Consider the following 9,237-nt stretch of genomic DNA (forward strand, 5'->3'; position numbering starts at 1 on the left):
CCACCGCACGCGGTGAGGGCCGGTACGGATCACTCCGTACCGGCCCTCATCACGTTGTCCCGTCGCCGGTCGCTCAGTTGTCGTACTCGTCCAGCGGCGGGCAGGAGCAGACCAGGTTGCGGTCGCCGAAGGCGCCGTCGATCCGGCGCACCGGCGGCCAGTACTTGTCCGCGGCGGACACCCCGGCCGGGAAGACCGCCTCCTCACGGCTGTACGCGTGCGTCCAGTCGCCGCCCAGCGCGGCCGCGGTGTGCGGCGCGTTGCGCAGCGGGTTGTCCTCGGCGGGCCACCGGCCGGACGCGACCTTCTCGATCTCGCCACGGATCGCGATCATGGTGTCGCAGAAACGGTCGAGCTCGGCCAGGTCCTCGCTCTCGGTGGGCTCGATCATCAGCGTGCCGGCCACCGGGAACGACATGGTGGGCGCGTGGAAGCCGTAGTCGATCAGCCGCTTGGCGATGTCGTCGACGCTGACGCCGGTCGCCTTGGAGATCGGCCGCAGGTCGACGATGCACTCGTGGGCCACCAGTCCGGCCGGACCCGTGTACAGCACCGGGTAGTGCGGCTCCAGCCGCTTGGCGATGTAGTTCGCCGCCAGCACCGCGACCTGGGTCGCACGCTTGAGTCCCTCGCCGCCCATGAGGCGGACGTACGCCCAGGAGATCGGCAGGATGCCGGCCGAGCCCCACGGGGCGGCCGAGATCGGGCCGACACCCGTCTCGGGACCGGCGGTCGGCTGGAGCGGGTGGTTGGGCAGGTACGGGGCGAGGTGCGCCCGGACGCCCACCGGACCGACACCGGGGCCGCCGCCGCCGTGCGGGATGCAGAAGGTCTTGTGCAGGTTCAGGTGGGAGACGTCGCCGCCGAACTCGCCCGGCTTCGCCAGCCCGACCAGCGCGTTGAGGTTGGCGCCGTCGACGTACACCTGGCCGCCCGCCTCGTGCACCTGGGCGCAGATGTCCGCGACGTGCTCCTCGAAGACGCCGTGCGTCGACGGGTAGGTGATCATCAGGACGGACAGCTCGTCGCGGTACTGCTCGATCTTGGCGCGCAGGTCCTCGACGTCGATCTCGCCGTCGTCGGCCGTCTTGACCACGACGACCTTCATGCCGGCCATCACGGCACTGGCCGCGTTGGTGCCGTGCGCGGACGACGGGATCAGGCAGACGGTGCGCTGCGTGTCGCCGTTGGCCCGGTGGTACGCGCGGACAGCCAGCAGACCGGCCAGCTCGCCCTGGGAGCCGGCGTTGGGCTGGATCGACACCTTGTCGTAGCCGGTGACCTCGGCGAGGCGCTCCTCCAGCTCACGGATGAGGGTGAGGTAGCCCTGCGCCTGCTCGGCCGGCGCGAAGGGGTGCATCTGGCCGAACTCCGGCCAGGTCACCGGCTCCATCTCGGTCGTCGCGTTCAGCTTCATGGTGCACGAGCCGAGCGGGATCATGCCCCGGTCCAGCGCGTAGTCGCGGTCGGCGAGCTTGCGCAGGTAGCGCAGCATGGCCGTCTCGGAGCGGTGCGCGTGGAAGACGGGGTGGGTCAGGTACGCGTCGGAGCGCAGCAGCTCCCCGGGCAGCGTGTCGGCGGTGGCGGCGTCGAGCTCCTCGACGTCGGCGCTCACCCCGAAGGCGTCCCACACGGCGGTGAGCTGGGCCCGGCCGGTGGTCTCGTCGCAGGCGGCGGAGACATGGTCGCCGTCGACGAGGCGCAGGTTGACACCGTTCTCACGGGCGGCGGCCACGGCCTCGGCGGCCTTGCCCGGCACCCGGACGGTCACGGTGTCGAAGAACTCGCCATGGACGACGTCGACACCCCCGGCACGCAGGCCCTCGGCGAGGAGCACCGCGTACCGGTGGACGCGCCGGGCGATCTGCTGCAGGCCCTCGGGGCCGTGGTAGACCGCGTACATGCCGGCCATGACGGCGAGCAGGACCTGCGCGGTACAGATGTTGCTCGTGGCCTTCTCACGGCGGATGTGCTGCTCGCGGGTCTGCAGCGCGAGGCGGTACGCCTTGTTGCCGTCCGCGTCCACGGAGACGCCGACGAGCCGGCCCGGCAGGCTGCGCGCGAACTTCTCGCGCACCGCCATGTAACCGGCGTGCGGGCCGCCGAAGCCCATCGGGACGCCGAAGCGCTGGGTCGTGCCCACGGCGATGTCGGCGCCGAGCTCGCCGGGCGAGGTCAGCAGGGTCAGGGCGAGGAGGTCGGCGGCGACGGTGACGATCGCGCCGAGCTCGTGGGCCCGCTCGATGACCGGCTTGATGTCCCGCACGGCGCCGGACGCGCCCGGGTACTGGAGCAGCACGCCGAAGACGCCGCGCTCGGCGACCTCGGCCGGGATGCCCTCGCTGAGGTCCGCGACGACGACCTCGACGCCGGTCGGCTCGGCGCGGGTCTCGATGACGGCGATGGTCTGCGGCAGGGCGTCGGCGTCGACCAGGAAGACGCCGTCCTTGACCTTGCCGACCCGGCGGGCCAGCGACATGGCCTCGGCGGCCGCGGTGCCCTCGTCCAGCAGCGAGGCGCCGGAGGTCGGCAGGCCCGTCAGGTCGGCGACCATGGTCTGGAAGTTGAGCAGCGCCTCCAGGCGGCCCTGCGAGATCTCCGGCTGGTACGGCGTGTACGCGGTGTACCAGGCGGGGTTCTCCATGACGTTGCGCAGGATGACCGGCGGCGTGAACGTGCCGTGGTACCCGAGGCCGATCATCGGCGCGAGCACCTGGTTGCGGTCGGCGAGCGAGCGCAGCTCCGCCAGGACCTCGGCCTCGGTACGGGCGGCCGGCAGCCCGAGCGCCTCGGCCGTCTTGATGACGTCCGGCACCGCGGCGGCCGTGAGCTCGTCGAGCGAGCCGTAGCCGACCTGCGCGAGCATCTTGGCGCGGGCCTCGGCGTCGGGCCCGATGTGCCGCTCCTCGAACGGAATGCCCTGTTCGAGGACGGAGAGCGGTGTGCGGTTGGCGGTCATTGCGGAGGCCTCCTGGTCGATACGACCTGCGAGGGGCACCATGGCGCGGGTGCCCGGACGGCCTCCCCCTCTGTCATCTCAACCTGAGAGCTTCACCGGGCGCGGCCCGGCTTTCACCGTCGGTGAGAGCGGATGCCGTCCGACGCCCGCCCTGCTTTCCAGAGTGACCTCGTCCGCGCGGTACCGGGTGCCTGAGAGATTCCGGGGAGGATTTGCTCCTTCGGCGCCTCCGAAAGGTTTCTCCAGAGGACTCTCCCGCGCGGGGTCAACAGCCGCTGCCAGCGTACCAGCGCGGTCCAGGACCGATCCCTCGAGTGGCCGACGTCACCGATGTGCACTTTCGTAGTGGTATAGCGCAGTTGCGACCTGTTGGAGGGACCGTGCAGACCGACATCGATCCGCGGAGCCTGATCGGCCGCAAGGCGTACGACCGCGACGGCCACAAGATCGGCACCGTCGACGAGGTGTACCTGGACGACGCGACGGGCGTCCCCGAATGGGCCGCCGTCCGTACCGGGTTCTTCGGCCGGGACGCGTTCATCCCGCTCGACCCCAGCGAGCTCGCCGATGACGGGCTGCACGTCCCCTACGACCGCGCCCTGATCAGGGACGCCCCGGACTTCGGGGTCGGCCGGCACCTCTCCCCCGAGCAGGAGCTCCAGCTCTACCACCACTACGACCTGGCGCTGCCGCCCCCGCCGCCCGCCTCCCGGGACTTCGGCACCCTCGCCGACCAGGAGGACTGACCCCGCCTCCGGCCCTGCCCGCGGGGGCCGCGCGGAGCACCGGGCTCAGGCCGACCGGACCTCCGGCGCCCCGGGCACCAACGGCAGCGGGTCGGCCGGCTCCAGGGCCGGGTCGTCGGTACGGAACGTGCGCACCCGGCCCGGTGCCGAGCCGGGCTCCTCGAACCGCACCGTGACGCGCCCCAGGCCGCTGCCCTGCACCCACCCCGCCCCGAACTCCGCGTGCCGCACGTCCTGGCCCGCCATCCAGCGCCGCTCCTCCGGTCCGGCGGACTCGTGCCCGGCGGACGCGTCCGGCCCCGGGACTGAGTGCGCCGGCTCCGCCGGGCCCGGCGCGACCTCGTCCGCCTCCGTGCCGCCTCCCGTACGCGCCTCCTCCTCCGCCGCTGCCTGCGCGAACAGGTCCTCCTGGGTGTAGTCCGCGAGCCCCGTCACGCCGACGCCCAGCAGCCGCACGCCTCCGGTCGTGTCCACGGCGTCCAGCAGTCGTGCCGCCGCCTCCCGCACCACCGCCGGGTCGTCGGTCGGCCCGCGCAGGGTCTCGGACCGGGTGAGCGTCGAGAAGTCGTACCGCCGCACCTTGAGCACCACCGTCCGCCCCGACCGCCCGGCACCCCGCAGCCTCCGCACGCACCGGTCGGCCAGCCGCTCCACCTCCACGCGCACGCGTACGCGGTCGTGCAGGTCCACGTCGAAGGTGTCCTCCACGGAGACCGACTTGGCGTCCCGCTCGGCGACCACGGGCCGGTCGTCGTACCCGAGGGCCATCCGGTACAGCGACACCCCGTGCGCCTTGCCCAGGAGCCGTACGAGCTCGTCCTCGCCGGCCTCGGCCAGGTCCGCGACGGTGGTCATGCCGGCCCGGCGCAGGTGCTCCCCCGTGGCCGGGCCGACTCCCGGGAGGATCCGCACCGACATCGGCCCCAGCAGCTCCCGCTCGGTCCCCGGCTCGATGAGCACCAGCCCGTCCGGCTTGGCCTGCTCGGACGCGATCTTCGCCAGCATCTTGGACCCCGCCAGACCGACCGACCCGGTCAGCCCCGTGGCCGCCAGGATGTCCCCGCGCAGCCGCTCACCGGTCGCACGGGCCGTCACCGCGTCACCGGCCGCGCCCCCGGCCTCCAGGTCCACGAACGCCTCGTCCAGGCTCAGCGGCTCCACCAGCGGCGACAGCCGCCGCAGCAGCTCCATCACCTGGTCGCTCACGGCCCGGTAGAGCGAGAACCGGGGCACCAGGTACGCGGCGTTCGGAGCCAGCCGTCGTGCCTGCGCCATCGGCATCGCCGAGTGCACGCCGAAGCGCCGCGCCTCGTACGAGGCGGTGGCGACCACTCCCCGCGGCCCGAGGCCGCCGACCACCACGGGCTTCCCACGCAGGCTCGGCTTCGCCGCCTGCTCGGCGGCGGCGAAGAAGGCGTCCATGTCCAGATGCAGGATCGTCGGCGCGGGTCTCACACCCCTGATGCTGCCCTACGCCACCGACAATCGCCCGCACGCACGTACGAACGCATCGCGCGGCCCCCGGGCACTCCGGGGCTCAGACGGCCTTGTCGCGCCTGCGGCGCGCGAGCTCGTCGGTCGGGTTGTGCCCGACCAGCGTCTCCCCGGTGTCGATGCGCTCCCCGTGCAACTGCGACAGCGCCGCCTCGACGTCCCGCCACACCACGCCCACGGCGATCCCGAAGACCCCCTGGCCGCCCTGGAGCAGGTCCACGACCTCGTCCGGCGAGGAGCACTCGTAGACCGTGGCACCGTCGCTCATCAGCGTCATGCGCTCCAGGTCGCGAAAGCCCCGGGCCCGCAGGTGCTGCACGGCGGTGCGGATGTTCTGCAGCGCGACACCGGTGTCCAGGAAGCGCTTGACGATCTTGAGGACGACCACGTCCCGAAAGCTGTACAGGCGCTGCGTGCCCGACCCGTAGGCGGGCCGCACGCTCGGCTCCACCAGGCCGGTACGCGCCCAGTAGTCGAGTTGCCGGTAGGTGATCCCGGCCGCCGCGCAGGCGGTCGGCCCCCGGTAGCCGATCGTCTCGATCGCCGGATCCTCCGCGCTGCCGCGCGCCCCCTGAGCGATCCCCTGGGCATTCCCGTGGACGGACGTACTCGCGTGAAGCGGATACGGCCCGCTCTCCCCCAGACTTCGTCCGGGGAACCCCCCAGTCGCACCGTCGCCGCTGTTCATCACGCCGACCCTCCGTCCTTGACCTGCCATCTCGACGGTAGGCAGTCACCCGGGGTGCGTCAACGATCGCCACACTCGGCACGCCGAGTGATAATCACCCTGAGAGTGGTTTCTCGTGTCCCCGTTGTGGGAAGGGATTCCCGAATGCGCTGATGGCGCCCCACGGCGCGGTGGCCGCGGGCGTCACGGACGGGCCCGCCGGCCGGCGGACCACCAGGTCACACGGTCATGGCGTCACGGCCCACGCAGCGGGCACCCCGAGCAGGGCAGGGTTCCCGCGGCCGGGAAGTGTCACTGGCCCTTGGTGCCGAAGTCCTCGGGCGAGATCTGGTCGAGGAACTCGCGGAACTTCTCCACCTCGTCCTCCTGCTCGTCCGGGATCGCGATACCGGCGTCGTCCAGCACCCCGTCACTGCCGAAGATCGGCGTACCGGTGCGCAGTGCGAGCGCTATGGCGTCGGACGGCCGCGCACTCACCTCGACACCGCTGGCGAACACCAGCTCCGCGTAGAAGACCCCTTCCCGCAGGTCCGTGATCCGGACCTCGGTCAGCTCCTGGCCCACGGCCTCCAGCACGTCCTTGAAGAGGTCGTGGGTGAGCGGCCGCGCGGGGGCCATGCCCTGCTGAGCGAAGGCGATCGCCGTCGCCTCCCCTGGGCCGATCCAGATGGGGAGGTACCGATCCCCTCCCACTTCACGCAGGAGCACGATCGGCTGGTTGGACGGCATTTCCACCCGGACACCGACAACATCGAGCTCGTTCACATTGCAACCCTAGGACGTGCTGGACCGGTTTGGGTAGTCGGGGCCGCCGAAGCCCGGCCGGAGGTCAGTGCAACCGGACACCCAGAGCCGTCTGCACCAGGGCCGCGTGGAGCCGTACGGACAGTGCCGCCAGCTCCTTCACGGTCGCCTCCGCATGGGCTCTGGTCTGCGGATTCCGGTGCCGGCGCAACGGCGCGACGACCTGCTCGACGAGCCCGGCCTCGCGCTCGGCAGCGGCTTTCACCGCCCGCAGATGGCGCGGTTCCAAGCCGAATCTGCCCAGATCCGCGACCAGCTTCGCGATGGTCACCGCCTCGGCGTCGTACGCACCCTCCGCCACGGGCGTGATCAGGCCGTACGACTCCCACTCGGCCAGCTCCTCCTCGCCGACCTCGGCGGCCGCGAGCAGCTCGTCGCGGCCCACCCGGGCGGCCGTGGGAACGTCCTGGTCCGCCTCCCAGGGGCCGCCTGCCTGCGCGTCGCGCGGCGCACCCGGCGCGGGCAGCCGTACCTGCTCACCCCGCTCCACGGCGTCGAGGTGCTCCCGGATGACCTTCAGGGGGAGGTAGTGATCCCGCTGCATCCGCAGGATCTGTGCCAGCCGCTCCACATCCGCCGGACCGAACTTCCGGTACCCGGAAGCCGTCCGCTGCGGTTCGACGAGCCCCTCCGCCTCCAGGAACCGGATCTTGGAGATGGTCACCTCGGGGAACTCTTCACGCAACTGGCTGAGCACCGTTCCGATGCTCACCAGCTGGTCCGCCGCCCCGGCGGTGCCGTGTCCGGCACCGCCCGTCGGTGGTGGTGGCATGGGCCTCCCCTGCCGGGTCACACGCCCCGCTGGCTCGCGTAGAAGACCAGCCGGTACTTGCCGATCTGCACCTCGTCACCGTTCGACAGCGGAACCGAGTCGATCCGCTCCCGGTTGACGTACGTGCCGTTGAGGCTGCCGACGTCCGCGACCGTGAAGCTCCCGTCCGGCGAGCGGCGGAACTCCACATGACGCCGCGACACCGTCACGTCGTCCAGGAAGATGTCGCTCTGCGGGTGGCGGCCCGCCGTCGTCAGATCGGCGTCCAGCAGGAAGCGGCTGCCCGAGTTCGGCCCGCGGCGCACCACGAGGAGCGCCGAACCGAGCGGCAGGGCCTCCACGGCCGCCTGCGCCTCGGGCGACAGGGACGGCAGCTGGGTCTGGCCCGTGGCCTCGGAGTCGTACGCCTCCAGGCCCGAGATGGAGATCGTGGACGTCGTCTCGGACGCGCGCTCGGCCGGGGCACCCGGACGCAGCGGCGCACCGCAGTTGGAGCAGAACCGGCTCGCCTCGGCGTTACGGTGCCCGCACCTCGTACAAACCGGCATGGACGAGTCTCCACCCGTACTCGAGGTCGATGGTTCCCCGAAACCTATGCGGCCGGAACCGGCAGGGTCAACAGACGCGCCCTGTCCCCCGGGAACACCGCCCGGACCGGCGACCTCGTCACGGAACAGCGGGCGCTCCCCGCCCTGCTCCTCCGCCTGGCCATGGCGCGGCGCGCGGTGCTTGGCACTGCTGCCGTCCTCGCGTGCGCTCTTGCCGAACAACTTCGCAAACAACTTCACGGGCGATTCCCCTTGAACGAAACAGACCCGCCCGTGGGGCAGGACGAACCCTGACTGAACACACCTGCCGACCCGGACACCCTCACAACGTCCGTATCCTCCGGACAGTTTCCACCACGCACCACACGTGTGATGCGCCGACCCCCCGCAACCTCATGCCCTTGTCTCGCGGCCCCCATGCACCCCCGCCTCACTGCGACGACGACCGAGCGTAGTCAGGCCGCTCCGCCGGTCGCAAGGCATCAACAACGATCTTCTCCGACCGGGTCACCGTGGCGGTGGCCTGCTCCTTTTCCAGCGTCTGCACGACGCCGCCCGGGATGTTAAGCGCCGGCTCCAGGTCCTGGGGCTTCCCGATGACCTTGAAGCGGTACGGTGCGCCGATGTCCCGGCCGTCCACCTCGATGTCCCCGGCCTCACCCGAGATGTAGCTGTCCGCGACGACCCTGACGTCGTTGACCTGGATCGCCTCGGCACCCGCGGCGCGCAGCTCCTGGACCGCGTCCAGCAGCATGTCCGGCTCGACCGCGCCGGCAGCGTCGATCGTGAGGGTGATGCCCGGTCCCTGCGCCGCCACCGTACCGGCGAGGATGCCCAGCTGACGCTCCTTCTCCAGCGTCTGCTTGCGTGCCTCTTCGGCCTGGTCGGAGCTGTTGACCAGCTCGGTTCGCTGGTCCTCGAGGCGCCGCTTCTCGTCCTCCAGCCGCTGTGTGCGGTCGTCCAGCTCGTCCAGGATCCGCACCAGGTCCTCCTGGCGGGCCCCGCGCAAGGCGCTGTTGTCGCTCGTCGAACGGACCTGGATGGCCAGGCCGAGACCGAGGATGAACAGCAGTACGGCGACGATGAGTTGGGCGCGCGTGACACGCGGCGGCCAGAGGCCGGCGACCAGCCGCTGCCGCCCTGTCTGCGGCGCGGGCGGCACATCGGACGCCTCCGGCTCCGGCTCCGGCTCCGGCTCCGGCTGCGGCTCCGGCTGCGGCTGCGGC

General features: G+C 71.8%; 8 protein-coding genes and 1 riboswitch. Of the genes, 1 reads left to right on the forward strand and 7 read right to left on the reverse strand.

Translation table 11 applies throughout. The features are described from left to right. Positions 1-73: 73 nt before the first annotated feature. Complete coding sequence (gene gcvP, locus IH00_RS0109240) at positions 74-2,959, reverse strand: aminomethyl-transferring glycine dehydrogenase (RefSeq protein ID WP_031071521.1); 2,886 nt, start codon at positions 2,957-2,959, stop codon at positions 74-76. A 168-nt stretch (positions 2,960-3,127) separates the two neighbouring features. Further along, a riboswitch (glycine riboswitch) is annotated at positions 3,128-3,227 on the reverse strand. A gap of 112 nt (positions 3,228-3,339) precedes the next feature. Between gcvP and IH00_RS0109245 the strand changes: the two genes are divergently transcribed. Next, positions 3,340-3,705 carry a PRC-barrel domain-containing protein gene (locus IH00_RS0109245; RefSeq protein WP_031071524.1) on the forward strand — a complete coding sequence of 122 codons (366 nt, stop codon included), beginning with the start codon at positions 3,340-3,342 and terminating at the stop codon, positions 3,703-3,705. A gap of 45 nt (positions 3,706-3,750) precedes the next feature. On the opposite strand, the gene IH00_RS0109250 is transcribed toward IH00_RS0109245, so the two are convergent. From IH00_RS0109250 to IH00_RS0109275, 6 genes are all read right to left on the reverse strand, one after another. After that, the gene (locus IH00_RS0109250) at positions 3,751-5,160 is read right to left on the reverse strand and encodes a DNA polymerase IV (RefSeq protein ID WP_031071526.1); all 1,410 of its coding nucleotides are present in this window, start codon (positions 5,158-5,160) and stop codon (positions 3,751-3,753) included. An 82-nt stretch (positions 5,161-5,242) separates the two neighbouring features. Continuing rightward, complete coding sequence (locus tag IH00_RS0109255; RefSeq protein WP_031071528.1) at positions 5,243-5,890, reverse strand: MerR family transcriptional regulator; 648 nt, start codon at positions 5,888-5,890, stop codon at positions 5,243-5,245. A gap of 288 nt (positions 5,891-6,178) precedes the next feature. Continuing rightward, complete coding sequence (locus IH00_RS0109260) at positions 6,179-6,652, reverse strand: bifunctional nuclease family protein (RefSeq protein WP_031071530.1); 474 nt, start codon at positions 6,650-6,652, stop codon at positions 6,179-6,181. A gap of 64 nt (positions 6,653-6,716) precedes the next feature. Then, complete coding sequence (locus tag IH00_RS0109265; RefSeq protein ID WP_031071532.1) at positions 6,717-7,463, reverse strand: transcriptional regulator FtsR; 747 nt, start codon at positions 7,461-7,463, stop codon at positions 6,717-6,719. A 17-nt stretch (positions 7,464-7,480) separates the two neighbouring features. Next, the gene (locus IH00_RS0109270) at positions 7,481-8,251 is read right to left on the reverse strand and encodes an FHA domain-containing protein (protein ID WP_078887641.1); all 771 of its coding nucleotides are present in this window, start codon (positions 8,249-8,251) and stop codon (positions 7,481-7,483) included. 190 nt (positions 8,252-8,441) lie between these two features. Beyond that, positions 8,442-9,237: DUF881 domain-containing protein (locus IH00_RS0109275; RefSeq protein ID WP_031071536.1), on the reverse strand; the 796-nt coding region annotated here is incomplete at its 5' end.

This window comes from Streptomyces sp. NRRL S-118, assembly GCF_000716335.1.
GTDB lineage: Bacteria > Actinomycetota > Actinomycetes > Streptomycetales > Streptomycetaceae > Streptomyces.

Excerpts from the sequence above, each read along its gene's own strand:
- gcvP (WP_031071521.1), bottom strand. The coding sequence starts at position 2,959 with ATGACCGCCAACCGCACACCGCTCTCCGTCCTCGAACAGGGCATTCCG.
- IH00_RS0109265 (WP_031071532.1), bottom strand. The coding sequence starts at position 7,463 with ATGCCACCACCACCGACGGGCGGTGCCGGACACGGCACCGCCGGGGCG.